Origin of the sequence: Streptomyces rhizosphaerihabitans (assembly GCF_025399795.1) — a bacterium.
Classification (GTDB): domain Bacteria; phylum Actinomycetota; class Actinomycetes; order Streptomycetales; family Streptomycetaceae; genus Streptomyces; species Streptomyces rhizosphaerihabitans.
Map to the genome: position 1 here is coordinate 1 of NZ_JAODTZ010000151.1, position 1,215 is coordinate 1,215.

Below are 1,215 nucleotides of genomic sequence, written 5' to 3' on the forward strand. Positions count from 1 at the left end.
GCGGTCGGGGAAGATGCCGACCACGTCGGTGCGGCGGCGGATCTCCTTGTTCAGTCGCTCCTGCGGGTTGTTCGACCAGATCTGCCGCCAGATCTCCCGCGGAAAGGCCGTGAAGGCCAGCAGGTCGTGCTGGGCGGCGTCCAAGTGGGCTGCGGCCTTGGGGAACTTGGCCTCCAGCGCGTCCAGGACGTGCCGCATCTGTGCTTGGACGGCGTCGGTGTCGGGCTGTTCGAAGACGGTCCGCAGCAGCGTCGCGACCCAGGGCTGGGCCGATTTCGGGACCTGGCTCAGCAGATTGCGGGCGTAGTGGGTGCGGCAGCGCTGCCAGGAAGTGCCGGGCAGCACCGCGCCGATCGCGTTCACCAGGCCGGTGTGGGCGTCGGAGATGACGAGCTGGACGCCGGACAGGCCGCGGGCGGTCAGCGAGCGCAGGAAGGCGAGCCAGCCGGCGCCGTCCTCGGCGGTGGCGACGTCGATGCCGAGGATCTCGCGGTGCCCGTCGGCGTTGACGCCGACCGCGACCAGGCCGTGGACGTTGATGATGCGGCCGCCTTCGCGGACCTTCTGGGTGAGCGCGTCGACCCAGACGAACGAGTACGGGCCGGCGTCCAGGGGCCGGTTGCGGAACGCGGCGACCTGCTCGTCGAGGTGCTTGGCCATCGCGCTGACCTGGGACTTCGACAGCTGGGTGACGCCGAGGGATTCGGCGAGTTTCTCGACCCTGCGAGTGGAAACGCCGAGGAGGTAGGCGGTCGCGACGACCGAGATGAGGGCCTGTTCGGCCCGACGGCGGCGTTCGAGGAGCCAGTGCGGGAAGTAGCTGCCCTGCCGCAGCTTGGGGACGGCGAGCTCGACGGTCCCGGCGCGGGTGTCCCACTCGCGCGGGCGATATCCGTTGCGGTGGTTGACCCTCTCGTCGCTGACCTGCCCGTATTCGGCGTTGCAGAGGGCGTCGGCCTCCGCGGACATGAGCGCGTCGGCGAACGTCTTGACCATCGCGCGCAGCAGGTCCGGACTCGCCGAGGCGAGATTGTCTTCCGCGAGGGCGTGCAGGGGCAGACTGTCGGGTGCGGTCATCGTGCTGATCTCCTTCAAAGACTTGGTCGTCTTGAAAGATCAGCCGGTGGCCGTTCTCATATCCGGACACTCACTCCGACGCCGAGCCAAACGCCCGAATCAGGTGGGAGCCCGTACACCACTTCCCAGGACGCAACC

Annotated in this window: 1 protein-coding gene; it reads right to left on the reverse strand. The window is 68.7% G+C overall.

All coding sequences use genetic code 11. The features are described from left to right. Positions 1-1,077, reverse strand: a 1,077-nt coding sequence (locus N4G66_RS45135; RefSeq protein ID WP_261710146.1) for an IS256 family transposase, incomplete at its 3' end; no start/stop codon positions are given. Positions 1,078-1,215 lie beyond the last annotated feature (138 nt).